Source organism: Segatella copri (assembly GCF_019249765.2).
Lineage (GTDB): Bacteria > Bacteroidota > Bacteroidia > Bacteroidales > Bacteroidaceae > Prevotella > Prevotella copri_K.
In genome coordinates, this window is record NZ_CP152484.1 from 1,530,028 (window position 1) to 1,547,500 (window position 17,473).

Sequence of the window (17,473 nt, forward strand, 5' to 3'; positions counted from 1 at the left end):
CTGAATCCAGCAATGGTGTAATGACAATAAATCTCTCTATAAATGAACAACCCAATAAAATTGTTGATTAGTGGCGCAGACATGGGAGGCTTGATAGCCTCCTGTGCTTTGCACCATGACTTCCATAAAAGCCCTCGGCAGGAAGATAGATTTCAAATCTATCGCATAGAAAAGGATACGCTGACGATGGAAGATGTGGATGCATGCGACTTGTCGGGCATCCGGTATGCGGTGAATGCAACCTTACATGACAACGAAGCCTCTTTCGCTTTCGATGAGAAATGTAAGGAGCAGGGCATCCCCGTTATCCATGCCGTCAATCTTGGCAAGGCTGCCTTTCTCGCTATAGAGAAACCGAAAGGCTATCCATTCAGCGAAGTAGTGAAAAAAGGAACGGATGATTTCCGGTGCTCACTGGGCAAGTATATCTCGCAGTACGGTATGTTCTGGCAGATGCCTGTGCCTTGGATAGATGAAGCCATCAGGCACTATTCCAAGGAGTCTTTCCCGCAACTGGGCATCGGGGCATACATAGCCGCCGGCTATTGTGCCAACATCCTCGCAAACCTTGCGGAAGGCAAGGAGGTAAAATACTTCCCCAAGTTCTATCTCTCGCCATTGTTGGAAGAGATATGATTGCGATTATATCATCTGATAGTTTGTGGCATGAAACAGCGCCTCGGCAATGTTCTTCACGCCCATCTTAGCGAAAAGGTTGCGCTTGCAAGCCTTTATCGTATCCACCGACTTGCATAGTCGGTCGGCAATATCATTCATCGTGTAACCTTGGGCAGACAATCTCAAAACATCTCTCTCTGTCTCGCTCAAGGTTATGCCTTCTTTCTTTTCCCACTTATGACGTAACGTGGAATATTCAAAATAGCTACGCTCACCATTCTTCTGCATGATGATATGTCCCGGTTCATCGGTTGCTGCCAATGATACGGTGCAGAGGGCAAGCCAGATTCTTCCATCATCAGAAAGAAGTATCGGAGTGAGGTGATGATGAATCAATCGGCTATGTCTGCCATTGGTAAGATGAAAGTCGTACGAGATGGTATAGTCCAGACGGTCGCCCACAGGCAATTCATTGAAAAGATCAAAACCTTTCTTGTTCACTTCGAGCAGCATCTGCAGGTCAGCATCCGGAACATGGTCGATATACATCTGATAACCAGCCTCCATCAACTGCTCCGGTTCCAATCCGCAGAGATAAGCGAGGTTGTCTGATGCATAGATGAAGTCCTGATGAAAATAGTCGATGATATAGACGCACTGGTAGGTGCTGCGGGCAAAAGCCTTTGCCGCATTCACCAATAATTCTATCTTGTCGTAATCTTCTCTGTTGATATGATTCACCTCGTTGGAATGGAGGAAGAAATCTTCTTTTTCTTTATTCATAAGCTATTCTGAATATTCCATAAAATTCGTTCATTTACTTGGTTTTAACAAGAAAAAGCACTATCTTTGTAGCGTTGATTCCCGGTAGCCTCTGATTCGTCAAGCTATCGGGTCTTGTTTTTATACGATTCTTGCCTACAAAAATACATTTTTTTTTGCAATTACGATAATGCCACATTATATAATTACAGAAAATTAACCGTAAAAAGTTATAAAAAGTCCTTGCAGTTTCGTATTATTATTGTATTTTTGCAACACATATATTAATATTGATAGATATGGAGAAGAAACGAATCATAGAAGCAATGCACAATAGATTGCATGAGATTGATCCTCATGCAAAAGCTATCTTGTTTGGTTCCCGCGCTAGAGGTACAGAACATGAAGGAAGTGATTGGGATGTATTGATTCTTCTAGACAAACCAAAAGTTACGCTTCAAGATTACGATAAGTATTCTTATCCACTAAGAGAATTAGGCTGGGATATTGATGAAATCATCAACCCTGTACTCTTCTCCCAAAAAGAATGGGAGGAGAACCATTATACCTTATTCAATCATAACGTAAATAAGGAAGGAATTGCAATATGATGAAGGGAGTTACAAATTTTACTGCACAACAACTGTTTTACGCTCGCACAACACGTGTTGTGCAAGCGCATAACAGCTGATATGCAAGCGCACAACAGCTGTTGTGCGACTGACGGAAGTGACTTTCCCAGCAACATATACTTACTGTTCCAACAACTTATCCTACTTCTTCCGACAACTTATAAAGGCTTCTTACGATGCTTATTCCTATTGATAAGCAGTTCTAACCCACATCAATAACACCGCTCATTCGTATCAATCAAACCGTTCATCCATATTAGTGCCATTTTTATTTGGTAGTTTAAGAATAAAAGATTACCTTTGTATCGCTAAACAGAAAGAAGAATACGATGGCTATAAAATATGAAATCCATTATCTTCCCAATGCAGGAGGAAATGAAGAGACTCGCCGATTCGCCCATATCTTTGAGCAAACAGCTATGACTGACAAGGAGATGATCAGCCGAATCGCCAGACATAGCTGTCTGGGAGAAGGAGAAGTTTCGTCCGTACTCATGAAACTGCGTGATATCATAGAAGAAGACCTGCAGGATGGAAAACGTGTCAACATTCCGGAAATAGGTTATCTCTCGCTCTCGGTAGATCTGGATATGGATGACCTGAAACCCGACAATAAAGTGAGAGCTGAATATGTAAGCGTAAGAGGCATCAAGTTTCGCCCCAATGCAGACCTGTTGAAACAGGTGAAATATAATACTCATTTCGAGAAATCACAGTATACTTCCCGCTCCTACCCTTTCTCTGAAGATGCATTGAAGGAGAAAATAAGAGAGTATCTGAAGCATAACCGTTCCATTAACAGAAAAGTACTGGAAGCGGAATTTCATATCCGTAAACAGACAGCACTCAACTGGCTGAAGAAACTGGAAAAATCCGGTTTCCTGATTAAAGAAGGTTCCCGGAATGCGCCGGTTTATTTCCTGGCTGAAGAATAGGAACCCATCGGATGATAGGTCTCATCATGATAGAACTCTCTAGATGACTGCAAGCCATAGCCTCCGCGACCATCTAGGCTTCATTACATTAAATCTACCCCCTAAAGATAAAGTAATATGCCAAATAAAGAAGAAAAGAGAATAACAGAGCAGAGCTCGCTCTACGAACATCTGGAAAAGATGAGCGTGGATGAACTCACCGCTCATATCAATGCAGAAAACAAGAAGGTGGCTGTGGCAATAGAACAAGCATTACCTGCCATTAACCAACTGATTTCCGCCATCGAAGGGCAGCTGAAGAAGGGCGGAAGACTCTTCTATGCCGGTTGCGGAACGGGCGGAAGACTGGCTACGCTCGATACCATCGAAGTGCAGAACACCTATGGCATCGACGGTTCGCAGATACAAGCCATCTTCCCCGGAGGCATCGGCTGCCTTACACAAACCAGGGAATCCAGAGAAGACGACCTGGAGAATGGTTGGCACCAGCTCTGCGACAAGCATATCTCAGAGCAGGATTTCGTGCTCGGTTTTTCTGCCAGCGGAACAACCCCCTTCGTGCTTTCCATCTTGCAGCATTGCAAGGAGACAGGCATTCCTACGGGTTGCATCGTCAACAATCCCCACGCTCCCATCGCCCAAGCAGCCGATTATCCCGTAGAAGTAATCACGGGACCGGAGTTCGTAACGGGAAGTACCCGCATGAAAGCAGGATCATCGCAGAAGATGATTCTGGATATGATCAGCACTTCCCTACTGATAAGACAAGGACGGGTGGAAGGCAACAAGATGGTGAACGCCAAGCTCATCAATCATAAACTCATCGACCGTGCCTGCCGCATCTTCATGGAACGCAATCCGCAATATACGGATTACGAGAAAGTGAAGCAACTGATACTGAAAGCAGGAAGCGTGAAGAAGGCGGAAGACCTGCTGAAGAGTAAAAGCGATTTAGATATTTAGATAAATTTAGACCAAACTTCACCTTATTTAAATAGAACTATCAAAATTTCACCTTATATAATAGGACTATATGGCAAAGAAAGCAATTGTAATGGGTGCCACATCGGGCATCGGAATGGAAGTGGCAAAACTGCTTGCTGCAAAAGGATGGCAGGTCGGAATTGCCGGAAGAAGAATTGAAAGATTGCAGGCTCTGACTTCGCAGAGCGGCATTACCTGCTACCAGCAAATAGACGTAACTTCTCCCGATGCTCCTGCCCAACTTCTCGAACTCATCGATAAGTTGGGAGGCATGGACCTCTACTTCCATAGTTCCGGCATTGGCTGGCAGAACAACTCGCTGGATATAGAAAAGGAGTTGAAGACTGTGGAAACCAACGGCTTGGGATTCACAAGAATGGTGGATACGGCATTCAACTGGTTTGCTACTCATCATCAGAGCAATTCAAAAGCCCGCATTGCCTGCATCACTTCCATTGCCGGAACCAAAGGTCTCGGTGCCGCCCCAGCCTACTCTGCCACCAAGCGATTCCAGAACCATTATCTGGAATGCCTGTCGCAGCAGGCACGGATGCGTCATCTCCCTATCGCCATCACAGATATCCGACCAGGCTTCGTAAAGACCGACCTTATCGCAGGCAGCAGCTATCCGCTGCAACTCAAACCGGAAGATGTGGCGAAGCATATCGTAAGTGCCATCGAAAACGGAGAGGAAGTTAAGGTGATAGACTGGAGATATGATATCCTCGTCTTCCTCTGGCGACTCATTCCTAGATGGTTATGGACGAGATTGAAGATTACAACATAACAACTTTATTCCTTTCTGATGACAATCGTCTTGAACCAGTCTTTCAATACTCCCGCATATTGATCCTGCGAATCAGACAGCAGGATGACAACCTGGGAACCATCTTCTAACTTGGGTCCCAGACACATACCTTCGTAATTGGCAAAGGAACGCTTGGAAAGTGACAAGCCGGTTTTCCATTCCGTGAGCAATCTCTTCTTCAAGAAAGGAGTATCTGATGAAAACTTCTCTTTCAAAGCAAACTCCTCAGAATTCAAAGGATTAATCTGATAGAGTTTACACTTGCAGAAAGCCCCAATCTTAATCTTCGGGATAAAGGCCTCACGCTCCAGAACCAGAAGCTGTCCATCGGACAAGGCGCAAAGCTCACTCACCCCCATCACATAGATATCTGCTTTCTTATGGGTAGAAGGTTGATCCATCTGATAGGCATAGGCTGTCATGTAACGAGAGGCTTTCTTGCTACTCTCTTGCTCGCTACAGTCTTCCTTGCCATTATTTTCCTTGTTACGATTTTCCTTTATCTTTCCCCAATCATACCTCATCAAACGAAGCTGGTTGGCCAATCCGTTTTGAGGAGTAGCAGGCTGTCCGTCTTTGCGGAGCGTGCTCTCAGGAATCGTCCAGAGATACTGACGGACGGAATCAAAAGCCAAAGACTCAAAATTATAATTTTGATAAAAATCAGAAGAAGGCCATCTGCTCTCCCAAAGGTTCTGCTGATAGCTAATCTTGGGAGCATTAGCCGAAGTAGACAGAACAGGAAACTCCTTTAAACGGCAATATCCTTCGCTTGTTATCACCAAGGTAGAATCAGAAGCCTTCACGATGGCTTCGTGGTCAAAACCTTTCTCCTGCCCCTGCCAAAACTTTCCATCGTTCAGCGTTCCATCTGTTCTCTCGGTAAACCCAAGGTTCTCTACCTGTTCCAGTTCGCCGGTCTTGGGATTCACCTGAATCCGGAAGTTGAAGTACAGGGCACTATCCGACTTGTCGCTTACCACTGCATAGATATCATCATGCAGATGAGCAATGCCACTGTAGTTACCCGCAGCCACGGTTTTCGGAAAAGCTTTCTGAGAATTCTCTCTCACTACTTTCCAATCCTGTGCCCCAGCCAGCAAGCTGAATGCCAGGAAGACAGACAGGATATTACAGCGCAGCATAAGTCAGAACAAATTCCATGGTTAACTCGAAATCTACATGCGCCGTCTTCCTGCTCTTAAGATTCTCCACATCACACGACCAATCTGCCATCGTATCAAACGGCTTCACCCGCATATCCTCAAACATCAGGTTTTCTTCAGAGAATAACTTGAAGACCGTTTCCTTGGCACACCAATGCACCAGCTTGGCATCCAGATCTTCCGCCTTCTCATCCTTGCGCAGGAATTTGGATGCGATGCGCTCTACCCTATCGCTGAAGTATTCGATATCCACCGCCACTTCCTGATTTTTGGAAAGGATAAGCGCAGCATAACCCTTGGTATGCGAAACGCTGATATGATAACCACGGAACAATGGCTTGCCAGCCTCGTTGTGGGTAATGTCACCCGCATGAGAAAGCAAGCCCTTGGAAGCCCCGTTCGTCTTGAGCATCTCATACATTAATGCACGAATGGCAAGAAACTCCAGTTTCCTGCCATCGTTCTTATATTTCTCTTCCACCTGAGAACGGTAAGCCTGCAGATGAGGATACTGCTCGAACAACTGTTCTACAGTTTCATCCATCTGCCATAAACCAAGACTCACTCCCGGATAAACTTCTCGTATATTGACAACTGCCATATTTTTTATATTCTGATATTGATGAATACTGATGATTACTTAGAAGAATCCTCCACGTTATCTTTCAAAGGATGTACCGTCACCTTAATCTTGCTGATGCGACGCTCCTCTATCTGCATAACCTCGAAAGTATAGTTCTTATAATCTATCTTCTCGTGCATACTTGGGAAATCGCCTTTGATTTCCAAGAGCAGACCAGCCAGAGAATCAGCATCACCCTCAACCTCCTCGAACTCTTCGTCATCTACATTCAGGATTTTGCAGAAATCAGAAAGAAGCGTTTTACCTTCAAAAACAAAGGTATTGTAATTTAATTTCGAGTAGAACTTCTCCTCCTCATCGTATTCATCATTGATTTCACCTACAATTTCCTCCAGAATATCTTCGAGAGTAACAATACCCGATGTTCCTCCGAACTCATCTACCACAATGGCGATATGAACCTTGTTGTCCTGGAACTCGCGAAGCAGATCATCTATCTTCTTGGTTTCAGGAACAAAGTAAGGAGGACGAATCAGGCTCTGCCAACGGAAGTTGGAAGACTTCGTAAGATGAGGCAATAAGTCCTTGATATACAGTACACCACGAATATTATCTGTATTATCCTGATAAACAGGAATACGACTGTAATTATTCTCTTCAATGCACTTTAATACTTCTGGATAAGAACTACGGATATCCAGGTCAACAATATTCTGTCGGCTGGTCATCACCTCCTTGGCTGTTTCATCGCCAAAGCGGATGATACCCTTCAGCATGCTCTGCTCGTCCTTGATATCATTTTTATCAGTCAGTTCAAGAGCTTGTTCCAAGTCATCAACACTCAGCACATGATTTTCCTTCTGTATAATCTTTTCTGCAAGAATTCCACTTTTCAGCAAGATAGTTTCTAAAGGCCAAAACAACTTTCTGGCAAACAGAATTCCCCCTACGCACCGGCGACAGAACTTCAGAGAATCCTGGCGGGCATACACTTTCGGCATAATCTCACCAAAAAGCAAAAGCAAGAAAGTAAGAATAACCGTAATAATCAGGAACTGAAGCCAATAAGCTTTAGGACCAAACTCTACGATTCCTGCGAATACATAATTAAGGAGCATGATGATTGTGACATTCACAAAATTATTGGTTATCAAAATGGTAGCCAACGTACGTTCAGAATCATCACGCAACATCTGTATTTTCTTATCAGCATCAGTCTTTTCATCCTCAAGTTCCGCAACATCAGTTGGTGATAAACTGAAAAAAGCAATTTCGGAACCACTGGCAAAAGCAGACATGCCTAACAATATAGCTGCAAGTACAGCAGCTACAATAACCCCGGCGGAAGGCTGCATCAGCATCACATCACCAAAGGCATCAGTTATGGTGGATATATCCAATTTCTGAGCTAAAAATTAATAATTATTGTTCTTTAGTAGCAGGGCGAGTACTCAACATCTCCATATTATCTACATAGATTTCCGTAATATATTGTCTTCTACCCTGCTTGTCATCATAGGAGCGGTAGCGGATTCTTCCTTCCACATAAAGGCGGTCACCCTTATGCACATACTTCTCTACTACCTTTGCAAGCCCACGATAAAAAACAAGATTGTGCCAATCTGTATGGTCTGGCACTTGGGTACCATTAGGCAAAGTATATCCTTTCTCTGTAGTTGCGAGAGAGACCTGAGCTACTGCCTGATCTGCTTCGAAATAATGAATGTCAGGATCTTTACCTACATTACCAATTAGCATAACCTTGTTCATGACACGAATCTTTTAAATTTCTGAATATTTTATTTCCACATTCCCAGATAGCGGAAATGGAAATTCTTACCTTTTGCAGATGGGAACTGGCTGCGTGAATCTACACAATCGCGCAGATAATCTACGATGCGATTGTAGCAATCCAAACCTGATTCAGCTTTAACATCCGCAACGAAATGAGTATCACGGTACTCAAACTTTCCTGTAGCCGGTACCATCACAACACGCTTGAAATCAAGTGATCCTTCATACCAGCCTGGAGCCTCTTGAGCCAAACTGGCAACAACAGGATTCTCCATTCTCTCTGCAGGAGTAGGAGTACGCAATGCTTTCTTATCCTTAAAATCCTGCATAGTTTGCGCCGTAGTCTTTATCACAATAAAATAAACACGTGGGCGTACCTTATATCTTTTTGGATACGTCAAATCGCTAGCGGCATATTCACGAACATCTGCCTCTAGCTCCGCATCCATCTCAATCTCAGGAATACTCTTTAAAAAACCAATAGCATCATCAACACTAGTAACTAATGTCTCCTGATCAAAATATCTTAAATATAAATTCATAAATGGGTATGTTTCTCGAGTTCAAAAAAAAGAGCGGAAAACGGGACTCGGACCCGCGACCCCAACCTTGGCAAGGTTGTGCTCTACCAACTGAGCTATTTCCGCTTATAAAACAACAATAAAAGTGAAGAGGAGGAGACTCGAACTCCCACGACACAATTGTCACTACCCCCTCAAAGTAGCGCGTCTACCAATTCCGCCACCTCTCCAACACTAAGCTAATTTAAACATTGTGCCCAAGACAGGACTCGAACCTGCACGTTGTGAAACACACGCACCTGAAACGTGCGCGTCTACCAATTCCGCCACTTGGGCCCTAAACTTAAACCTATCTTGGTTTAATACAAAAATGATCGAGCGGAAAACGGGACTCGGACCCGCGACCCCAACCTTGGCAAGGTTGTGCTCTACCAACTGAGCTATTTCCGCTTGTAAGATAACAATACCAGTGAAGAGGAGGAGACTCGAACTCCCACGACACAATTGTCACTACCCCCTCAAAGTAGCGCGTCTACCAATTCCGCCACCTCTCCAAGTATATTGTCATCAATTATCTAACCAAGATAAAACTTGATGTTGTTTTCAAAAAAAATGAGCGGAAAACGGGACTCGGACCCGCGACCCCAACCTTGGCAAGGTTGTGCTCTACCAACTGAGCTATTTCCGCAGTTTTTCCTATTACTTAGGAGCGTTCCTCTGAATGCGAGTGCAAAGGTACTACTTTTTTCTGAATTACCAAACTTTTCTTCGATTTTTTTGAAAAAAAATGTGCATTTTGCCCTTTTTAGTGAGCAAAACACACATTTTAAGCCTTATTTTGCCGATTTTTAAACTCATCCGGCAGAAAAATCGGGAAAATGGAAATTATACTAATCCATCCTACTGCGATAATCTTCGTAGCTGAAATCTCTTAGAATTTCCAATTTTCCATCTAAATGTACGATTCCTATTGATGGATGAGTGATTCCATTAAAGGTATTTGTCTTTACCGTAGTGTAATGCAGCATATCTTCGAAAATAACATTCTCGCCTATTTGCAATTCATGGTCAAATTTCCAGAAGCCCATAAAATCTCCACTCAGACAACTGTTGCCACCTATTCTATATATATGTGCGCCCTCAGGAGCCTTCGTCGGATCATCAACCTCCAGGGTTTCTGCATTTCTGACAGCTGGCATATACGGCATCTCCAGACAGTCGGGCATATGACAGGTAAAACTGGCATTTATGATAGCTGTCCTGATACCTTTATCTTCAACCACATCTACTACTTGAGTTACAAGCGGCCCGGTCTGCCACCCAAAGGCACTACCAGGTTCCATGATAATTTTAAGATGAGGATAACGCTGATGAAATCCCTTAATTATATTAATAAGGTGTTCCACATCATAATCCTTCCTGGTCATCAGATGACCTCCACCGAAATTAATCCATTTCAGCTGCGGAAACCAAGGAGAGAATTTCTCTTCGATATGAGCTAACGTACGTTCAAAGACATCCGCCCCACTCTCGCAGTGACAATGACAATGGAAACCTTCTATATCTGAAGGCAAAGTTTGAGGCAATTTATCTGCCGATACACCGAATCGGGTTCCAGGTGCACACGGATTATACAGCAATGTTCCGACTTCAGAATATTCCGGATTTACTCTCAATCCCAGTCTGATGTCAGAATTTGCCCTACGAGCCCGTTCATGATATCGCTCATATTGCGTAAGCGAGTTGAAAGTAAGATGACTTGAGCATTGTGCTATCTCATCAATCTCATAATCGGTATAAGCCGGCGAAAAAGTATGCGCCTTACTGCCAAATTCATGATACGCCAGTTTTGCCTCGCTAAGAGAGCTGACCGTGGTCGAAGAAATATACTCTCTGAAAATCGGAAATGTCTTCCAAAGAGCATAAGCCTTAAAAGCTAGAATAATTTCCATATCGGCACGCTCAGCCACACTCCTGATGAGCGACAGATTGTGTCGCAAACGTTCTTCCTCTAAAACGTAAATTGGTCGATGAATCTCATTAAAATTCGCTAAATTTACTTGCATAACTTGATAAATATTAATTTTATGGTGCAAAGATAGCTTTTTATCCCGAATATAATTGCTAGTTTGCGTTTTTTTTAATACTTTTGCATCATAAAAATCATTTTGACGATGAAATTAGCGATAATGACCAAGTCCACATTCTTTGTGGAAGAAGATAAAATACTATCCTCGCTGTTCGACGAGGGCATGGACAACCTGCATCTTTTCAAGCCAGGTTCGTCACCAATGTATGCTGAGCGACTGCTCACGTTACTGCCTGAAGACTATCTTCGCAAGATTACTGTTCATGATCATTATTACCTCAAACAGGAGTATGATTTAGCAGGAATCCATATAGACGATCCGCTAGCACCGGTACCGGATGGATACAAAGGCAAGTTCAGTCGCACCTGCACAGATCTCTCGATGCTGAAAGAGATGAAGAAGAAATCAAACTATGTGTTTCTGAAAAACATCTTCGACTGTATTGAGTTTAAAGACGAAAAGTCTTCCTTCAATCTGCAGCAGCTTGAGAATGCAGCCAAGGCAGGACTCATAGACAAGAAGGTATACGCCTTGGGAGGCATGAGTCTGGAAAATCTCAAGATTGCCAAGGAACTCGGATTTGGAGGAGTAGTAATCTGTGGAGATCTCTGGAACCGTTTCGACATTCACAACGAGCGCGATTTCAAAGAGTTGATTCTTCACTTCGAGAAATTGAGAAAGGCTATCAGCTAATACTGAGGTTCCCGAAAAAAGATTCATCCCCCTACATGAAAACAGATAAAAATAACTATTAATACACATAAACACTAATAGAAATGAGTGACAAAAACTCTTTTTTGGTATTCTCTGGTACTAACTCGAGATACCTTGCAGAAAAAATCTGCGCTAGTTTAGGTTGCCCACTGGGTAATTTGGTTGTAACCAAGTTCTCTGATGGTGAATTTGGCGTATCTTTCGAGGAGTCTATCCGCGGACGCGATGTTTTCCTCGTACAGAGCACATTCCCTAATTCAGACAACTTGATGGAGTTGCTCCTGATGATTGACGCAGCAAAGCGTGCTTCTGCCCGCAATATTATTGCTGTTGTTCCTTACTTCGGATGGGCCCGTCAGGATCGCAAGGACAAACCACGTGTCAGCATCGGCGCTAAACTGGTAGCCGACTTGCTCAGCGTTGCCGGTATCGACCGTCTCATCACCATGGATCTCCATGCCGACCAGATTCAGGGCTTCTTTGATGTTCCTGTAGATCACCTCTATGCATCTGGCGTTATTTTGCCATACCTGCAGAGCTTACGCCTCAAGGATATGGTCATTGCTTCTCCAGATGTTGGTGGTTCTAAGCGTGCCAACACTTATGCTAAGTACTTCGGCTGCCCTCTCGTGCTCTGCAACAAGACCCGTGCTCGCGCCAATGTAGTAGCAAGCATGCAGATTATCGGTGATGTAAAAGACAAGAATGTTGTCATCATTGATGATATGGTCGATACAGCCGGTACTATCACGAAGGCTGCCGACATCATGAAGCAGGCTGGTGCAAAGACTGTTCGTGCATGTGCATCTCACTGCGTGATGAGTGGTCCTGCATCTGAGCGTGTTCAGGATTCAGCTCTTGAGGAGATAGTATTCACTGATTCCATCCCTTACACCAAGCGTTGCGCAAAGGTTAAGCAGATTTCTATTGCAGATATGTTTGCAGAAACCATTCGCCGTGTTGAGGATAACGAGAGTATCTCTTCCCAGTATCTGGTATAAGGAAATATCATCATACAAGTTTACAAGGAGTCTTTCTTTTAAAAAGGAAGACTCCTTTTTTATGATTCCATTCTTCCCCTGTTTCTAATCTACTTTCACAATTCACTTTTCACAATTCACTTTTCACAACTACAATAACACTGTTCATTTTTCGATTTCAACAAAAAAAATCCTGTATCCCAAAAAGAGATACAGGATTCATATATTTATAATGTGACAATGTCGCTATTATATTAGTTCAACCACTTCACGTAGCAGAAGTCCTGACGGTGTGGCAACTTATCATTCTTAGGATACATACGTACGCCTGTCTTGAATGAACCAGCATTGATTGGCTCAATCTCAGCCTCGAATGTAAAGTTGTTACCCTCGTGACCAACCATCTTGAATGGATAAACAGCATAAATCTGCTTGCCATCCTCTGGCTGATCCTTCAATACAACAAGCTCCAAGCCTACTGCATCGTTCAAGCCCTGCTCATCGATAACATACTGAACCTTAATCTTCTGACCAGTCTCAGCAGCCATCAGCATGCAGTCGTCCTTAGATACAACGTGGATACCATCCCAACGCTCTGCAACGCTCTCCTTCCAGAGTGCAATCTCCTTAGCAAGTGCATTGTCGTTAGCGCTCAACTTCTTGAAGCGGGCAGCCTCCTTATTGTAGAACTTATCATAGTAGTCATCCAACTGGCGCTTCATTGTATAGTGAGGAGCGATAGTAGCAATAGAGTTCTTTACTACCTGGATCCACTCCTTGCTGAAGCCTTCCTTATTCTTGTTGTAATACATAGGGATGATGTCGTTCTCCAAGAGGTTGTAGATAGTAGCAGCATCAAGCTGATCCTGGTAACCCTGGTTCTGGTATGTACGCTTCTCAGGAAGAGCCCAACCAGCACCCTCGCGGTAACCTTCTACCCACCAACCATCAAGTACAGAGAGGTTGACAACACCATTCATCTCAGCCTTCTCGCCAGATGTACCAGAAGCCTCCAATGGACGTGTAGGAGTATTCATCCAGATATCAACACCTGAAACCAGACGGCGAGCCAAAGTCATATCGTAGTCCTCGAGGAAGATAATCTTGCCGAGGAACTCAGGACGCTGACTGATCTCGAAAATCTTCTTGATCAAGCCCTGACCTGCACCATCAGCTGGGTGAGCCTTACCTGAGAAGAAGAACAATACTGGGTGCTCAGGATCGTTAACGATCTTAGACAAGCGTTCCAAGTCGGTGAAGAGCAGGTGAGCACGCTTGTATGTAGCGAAACGACGGCAGAAACCAATCATCAAAGCGTTAGGGTTGATACGCTCGAGCAAAGATACTACACGAGCAGGATCACCCTGGTTCTTCAACCATGTCTGGGTGAACTTCTCACGGATATAAGCTACGAGCTTCTTCTTCAATGTCATACGGGTATTCCAGATTTCAGCATCTGAAACATTGTAGATAGCATGCCAGATTTCCTCGTTGCTCTGGTCGTTCATGAAGTTCTTGTCGAAATATGTATCGTAGAGCTTACGCCACTCTGTTGCAGTCCAAGTTGGGAAGTGAACACCATTGGTTACATAACCTACGTGGTTTTCCTCTGGGAAGTAGCCCTTCCAGATGTTAGAGAACATTTGCTGGCTTACCCAACCGTGAAGCTTACTTACACCATTAACCTCCTGGCAAGTGTTGCATGCGAATGTAGAGAGGCAGAAACGCTCGTTGTGATCGTCTGGATTTTCACGACCCATACCGATGAACTCATCCCAAGAGATACCAAGACGCTGTGGATAGCCACCCATGTACTTGCCGAAGAGAGCCTCGTCGAAGTAGTCATGACCAGCTGGCACTGGAGTGTGAACAGTATAGAGAGAAGAAGCGCGAACCAACTCGAGAGCCTGGTTGAAGTTCAAGCCATCCTCCTCGATATAGTCGCAGAGACGCTGCAAGTTGCAAAGAGCTGCATGACCTTCATTGCAGTGATAGATATTCTTCTTGATACCCATCTTCTTCAATGCGAGCATACCACCGATACCGAGCAGAATCTCCTGCTTCAAACGGTTCTCCCAGTCACCACCGTAGAGAGAGTGAGTGATAGGACGGTCGAACTCTGAGTTCATATCATTATCTGTATCCAGGAGATACAACTTGATACGACCTACATTCATCTGCCATACGTATGCATGTACCTGATAGTTTGTGTAAGGCACATCAACTACCAATGGGTTACCATTCTCATCATATACTCGCTCGATAGGGAGAGAGTTGAAGTTCTGAGCATCATAGTTAGCAATCTGCTGACCATCCATACTCAAAGACTGCTTGAAATAACCATATCTGTAGAGGAAACCAACAGCACACATATCCACGTTGCTGTCAGAAGCCTCCTTCAAGTAGTCACCAGCAAGCATACCAAGACCACCAGAGTAAATCTTAACCACCTGGTTAATACCATACTCCATGCAGAAGTAAGCTACAGATGGGCGCTTAGCATTAGGCTTCACATCCATGTACTCGCGGAACATCTTATAGACGTTCTTAACCTTAGCCATTGTCTCCTTGTCCTTAACAATAGCCTCCTTGCGGTCGTAGCTCAAACGCTCCAAGAGCAATACAGGGTTAGCATTGCACTTCTCGTACAAATCAGCATCGAGGCTCTTGAACAAGTCACGACCTTCATAATTCCATGCCCACCACATATTGTGAGCGATCTCATCCAAGCACTTCAACTCCTTAGGAAGGCTTGATTTAATGGTTGTCTCCTTCCATTGAGGAGCATTAGCATAGTCTGCCTTAATTTTCATTGTGTTTTATTTTTAAGATGTATATTTTCTATCTTGCAAACATAGCGATTCTTGCAGAATCCAAATATTTGTTTTATGGCTTACGCCATCAAGAAAGAGAGATTATTATTTCTTCATACGAACTTCAGCCTTGCGCAGGGCAAAGTCATAAGCATCATAGTAATACTCGATAAAGTGTTTCCACAATGCTTTTTCTGAAAGAATCTCAGCATTTTTACGACACTTGTTCACCTGTGTCTTGGTGAATCCCGAGTACTTAGCTACGGTATCCTTGATAGCATCAGCTACCTCAGAATAATTATAGTCGGTACGCTTGATAACCTTCACACCATCCTCTATCTCACTGTAACTTCCTTTCTCTGAGTTAGCCCAAAGACCGAAACCAGCCAAATCGGTGGTGATACAAGGCACCTTGAACGCAACAGCCTCCAATGGAGTATATCCCCATGGCTCATAATAAGAAGGATAGATACAGAGGTCATTACCCAACACTACATCATAGTAGCTCTTGTTGATAATACCATCATCGCCTGTCAAGTAGCAAGGTAAGAATATCAGTTTCACCTTGTCTTCCTTATTATTATGCATGTTGAAGTACTTCAGCATACCCAATACATTATCATGACTCATATTATGCAACCAATGGGTAATCTCCGGAACCTCCAATGGCGTGTCAAACTTCTTACCGCTATTCAGACGATCCAACAGATCCTGACGTGGATCTCCTACCCAACCAGGTACGTCAATGAATGCCAATACATTCTTCTTCAAATTGTTGTCACGAAGCAGTCGGTTCATAGCCTCAATATAGACATCGATACCCTTGTTGCGGAACTCGTAGCGTCCGCTGGTAGAAACGATGAGCGTATCATCATCCAAATCTGTACCCATCAAAGCATTGGCTACATCGAGCAAACGCTTTCTTGCCTCCTTACGTTTCTTTGTAAAGGTACTTGCTTTAGGTACAAAACTATTGTCAAATCCGTTAGGCAAAACGAAATCTACCGGTTTATCGAGCAATTCCTTGCACTCGTTGGCAGTAATATCACTCACTGTTGTGAAACAATCAACATACTTAGCAGTCTGCTTTTCTATAGAATGCTTGCTTTGCATATTGAGTTCCTGCGCCATCTGATCACCATTATAGGCAAAAAGATAATCGTAAAGAGGCTTATTATTACCGGCAATACTACGACCGATACTTGTAGCATGCGTGGTGAACACAGTAGCCACCTCAGGAAGATGCTTGTTCACATAGAGCACACCAAGTCCTGTCATCCATTCATTTCCATGATAGATAACTTTCTTGCCTTTTCCAACAACATGTTTGTAAAAACTCTCTACTACCAGAGCGGCAGCATAAGAGAACATCGATGCTTCGTCATAGTCACCATAAGCATGAAGACTATCAACCTGATAGTCCTGCCATAGTTGTCCATAGATCTGGTCTTTAACAGCATAGTAAGGATTAAAATCTACCAAAACAGCTACTGGCTCTCCCGGTATATTCCATCTACCTACTTTAACCTTTAAGCCCTCTTTCAGAGCTTCTGCTTTCCACTCCGCATAAAGCGTATCATCTTGAGAGAAATAAGGATTCACCTTGTCTCCCCAGCAATCAGGACCAATGAAGATTAGCTGATCCTTTAACCTTTCCGTAAGAGTCTTAGCTCGAGTTGAAAGAACGGTGTAGATACCACCAACTTTATTACACACTTCCCAACTAGACTCAAATATGTAATCTGGAAATAATCTTTTCTTTTCCATATATAATTATCAATAAACACCGCAAAGATAGATAAATATTTGCAAAAAAACGAATTAATCTTATTAAAATCCTAAAAAAAATGCAGTTTTCTTGATTTAAATGAATAACTTTGTCGCAGTTAATTGAAAAAAGAGATGAAAAGAAAGATTTTAGCAACATTATTATGCCTAATTAGTATATCTAGTATGGCACAAACAGACAGCACCCTATTCAAGGGGAAGATTACAAACAAAGAGTATGATGTCTATATGAATATAGACTTCTACCATAAGAACCTCAAGGTTCCAGGACAGGAACTGTTCGGT

17 protein-coding genes and 6 tRNA genes (1 of these 23 cut by a window edge) are annotated in these 17,473 nt (G+C 43.4%); 8 read left to right on the forward strand and 15 right to left on the reverse strand.

From position 1 onward, the window contains the following. The first annotated feature begins 42 nt into the window (after positions 1-42). Positions 43-636 carry a type I 3-dehydroquinate dehydratase gene (locus tag KUA46_RS06910; RefSeq protein WP_218487603.1) on the forward strand — a complete coding sequence of 198 codons (594 nt, stop codon included), beginning with the start codon at positions 43-45 and terminating at the stop codon, positions 634-636. Between the two features lie 6 nt (positions 637-642). Here KUA46_RS06910 and KUA46_RS06915 read toward each other — a convergent pair whose 3' ends face one another. Continuing rightward, the gene (locus tag KUA46_RS06915; protein ID WP_119237083.1) at positions 643-1,401 is read right to left on the reverse strand and encodes a helix-turn-helix transcriptional regulator; all 759 of its coding nucleotides are present in this window, start codon (positions 1,399-1,401) and stop codon (positions 643-645) included. Between the two features lie 278 nt (positions 1,402-1,679). Here KUA46_RS06915 and KUA46_RS06920 point away from each other — a divergent pair, with 278 nt between their 5' ends. The 4 genes from KUA46_RS06920 to KUA46_RS06935 all read left to right on the forward strand — a co-directional run bounded on the left by KUA46_RS06920 (position 1,680) and on the right by KUA46_RS06935 (position 4,718). Then, positions 1,680-1,991 carry a nucleotidyltransferase domain-containing protein gene (locus KUA46_RS06920; RefSeq protein WP_089544510.1) on the forward strand — a complete coding sequence of 104 codons (312 nt, stop codon included), beginning with the start codon at positions 1,680-1,682 and terminating at the stop codon, positions 1,989-1,991. Positions 1,992-2,341: 350 nt separating this feature from the next. Then, positions 2,342-2,947: an HU family DNA-binding protein gene (locus tag KUA46_RS06925; protein ID WP_153085385.1), complete on the forward strand. Its 606-nt coding sequence runs from the start codon at positions 2,342-2,344 to the stop codon at positions 2,945-2,947. Between the two features lie 117 nt (positions 2,948-3,064). Beyond that, a complete protein-coding gene (locus KUA46_RS06930) occupies positions 3,065-3,910 on the forward strand; it encodes an N-acetylmuramic acid 6-phosphate etherase (protein WP_153093157.1) in 846 nt (281 codons plus the stop codon). A gap of 70 nt (positions 3,911-3,980) precedes the next feature. Beyond that, on the forward strand, positions 3,981-4,718 hold the full coding sequence (locus KUA46_RS06935) for an SDR family NAD(P)-dependent oxidoreductase (protein ID WP_218487602.1): 738 nt from the start codon (positions 3,981-3,983) through the stop codon (positions 4,716-4,718). 5 nt (positions 4,719-4,723) lie between these two features. Here the strand turns inward: KUA46_RS06935 and KUA46_RS06940 are convergent, their stop codons facing one another. From KUA46_RS06940 to nspC, 12 genes are all read right to left on the reverse strand, one after another. Further along, positions 4,724-5,884, reverse strand: a complete 1,161-nt coding sequence (locus KUA46_RS06940; protein WP_218487601.1) for an esterase-like activity of phytase family protein — start codon at positions 5,882-5,884, stop codon at positions 4,724-4,726. Beyond that, the gene (locus KUA46_RS06945; RefSeq protein WP_119237079.1) at positions 5,871-6,506 is read right to left on the reverse strand and encodes a 4'-phosphopantetheinyl transferase family protein; all 636 of its coding nucleotides are present in this window, start codon (positions 6,504-6,506) and stop codon (positions 5,871-5,873) included. The genes KUA46_RS06940 and KUA46_RS06945 overlap by 14 nt, the downstream gene beginning before the upstream one ends. 35 nt (positions 6,507-6,541) lie before the next feature. Further along, positions 6,542-7,849 (reverse strand): gliding motility-associated protein GldE, encoded by a 1,308-nt coding sequence (gene gldE, locus KUA46_RS06950; RefSeq protein WP_194252657.1) that lies wholly within the window; start codon positions 7,847-7,849, stop codon positions 6,542-6,544. A gap of 61 nt (positions 7,850-7,910) precedes the next feature. Continuing rightward, on the reverse strand, positions 7,911-8,258 hold the full coding sequence (locus KUA46_RS06955) for a single-stranded DNA-binding protein (RefSeq protein ID WP_022120694.1): 348 nt from the start codon (positions 8,256-8,258) through the stop codon (positions 7,911-7,913). Between the two features lie 29 nt (positions 8,259-8,287). Continuing rightward, positions 8,288-8,824 carry a hypothetical protein gene (locus KUA46_RS06960; RefSeq protein ID WP_006849491.1) on the reverse strand — a complete coding sequence of 179 codons (537 nt, stop codon included), beginning with the start codon at positions 8,822-8,824 and terminating at the stop codon, positions 8,288-8,290. Positions 8,825-8,856: 32 nt separating this feature from the next. Then, positions 8,857-8,929, reverse strand: a tRNA-Gly gene (locus KUA46_RS06965). Between the two features lie 20 nt (positions 8,930-8,949). After that, positions 8,950-9,033, reverse strand: a tRNA-Leu gene (locus KUA46_RS06970). 24 nt (positions 9,034-9,057) lie between these two features. Then, positions 9,058-9,139, reverse strand: a tRNA-Leu gene (locus KUA46_RS06975). 41 nt (positions 9,140-9,180) lie between these two features. Then, positions 9,181-9,253, reverse strand: a tRNA-Gly gene (locus tag KUA46_RS06980). A 20-nt stretch (positions 9,254-9,273) separates the two neighbouring features. Beyond that, positions 9,274-9,357, reverse strand: a tRNA-Leu gene (locus KUA46_RS06985). Between the two features lie 61 nt (positions 9,358-9,418). Beyond that, positions 9,419-9,491, reverse strand: a tRNA-Gly gene (locus tag KUA46_RS06990). A 202-nt stretch (positions 9,492-9,693) separates the two neighbouring features. After that, positions 9,694-10,869, reverse strand: coding sequence for a carboxynorspermidine decarboxylase (gene nspC / locus KUA46_RS06995; RefSeq protein ID WP_218487600.1), 1,176 nt, complete (start codon positions 10,867-10,869; stop codon positions 9,694-9,696). Positions 10,870-10,977: 108 nt separating this feature from the next. Here nspC and KUA46_RS07000 point away from each other — a divergent pair, with 108 nt between their 5' ends. Further along, a complete protein-coding gene (locus tag KUA46_RS07000) occupies positions 10,978-11,586 on the forward strand; it encodes a thiamine phosphate synthase (RefSeq protein ID WP_022120692.1) in 609 nt (202 codons plus the stop codon). Between the two features lie 83 nt (positions 11,587-11,669). Further along, complete coding sequence (locus KUA46_RS07005; RefSeq protein ID WP_006849494.1) at positions 11,670-12,608, forward strand: ribose-phosphate pyrophosphokinase; 939 nt, start codon at positions 11,670-11,672, stop codon at positions 12,606-12,608. Between the two features lie 233 nt (positions 12,609-12,841). On the opposite strand, the gene glgP is transcribed toward KUA46_RS07005, so the two are convergent. Then, on the reverse strand, positions 12,842-15,400 hold the full coding sequence (gene glgP, locus KUA46_RS07010) for an alpha-glucan family phosphorylase (RefSeq protein ID WP_203054549.1): 2,559 nt from the start codon (positions 15,398-15,400) through the stop codon (positions 12,842-12,844). A 105-nt stretch (positions 15,401-15,505) separates the two neighbouring features. Continuing rightward, the gene (locus KUA46_RS07015; protein ID WP_118081753.1) at positions 15,506-17,167 is read right to left on the reverse strand and encodes a glycogen/starch synthase; all 1,662 of its coding nucleotides are present in this window, start codon (positions 17,165-17,167) and stop codon (positions 15,506-15,508) included. A gap of 186 nt (positions 17,168-17,353) precedes the next feature. Between KUA46_RS07015 and KUA46_RS07020 the strand changes: the two genes are divergently transcribed. Then, positions 17,354-17,473, forward strand: the 5' portion of a protein-coding gene (locus KUA46_RS07020) for a hypothetical protein (RefSeq protein ID WP_228112430.1). 249 nt of this gene lie beyond the right edge of the window; the window shows 120 of its 369 coding nt (coding positions 1-120); its start codon is at positions 17,354-17,356; its stop codon lies beyond the right edge, outside the window.